Raw genomic sequence first — 324 nt, 5'->3', positions numbered from 1 at the left:
CCTGCTGGTGATGATCGGCGTGCGCGCCGACGGCCGTAAGGAGCTCATCGCGCTGTCCGACGGCTACCGCGAGTCGACCGAGTCGTGGGCCGACCTGCTACGCGACTGCAAACGGCGGGGAATGCGCGCGCCGGTACTGGCCGTCGGGGACGGCGCACTGGGGTTCTGGGCCTCCCTCGGTGAGGTGTTCCCGCAGGCCAGGGCTCAAAGGTGCTGGTTTCACAGAAGCCGTCAAGAAATAAGGCGTTGCTTCGTGATCTTCGGCTCGTTGAGATGGTATGGCGATCTCCAGCGAGGTCCGCGGCCAACTCGCGCGGAAATTCG

1 protein-coding gene is annotated in these 324 nt (G+C 65.4%); it reads left to right on the top strand.

Annotated elements, in window-relative coordinates:
* A partial coding sequence (locus tag FLV34_RS39975) for a transposase (RefSeq protein WP_261986093.1) occupies positions 1-324 on the top strand: 324 nt, incomplete at both ends.

The sequence above is a fragment of the Microbispora sp. CSR-4 genome (assembly GCF_008033685.1).
Lineage (GTDB): Bacteria > Actinomycetota > Actinomycetes > Streptosporangiales > Streptosporangiaceae > Microbispora.
Note: the sequence above shows the minus strand (reverse complement) of the source record. Positions and strands in the feature narration are given on the sequence as shown.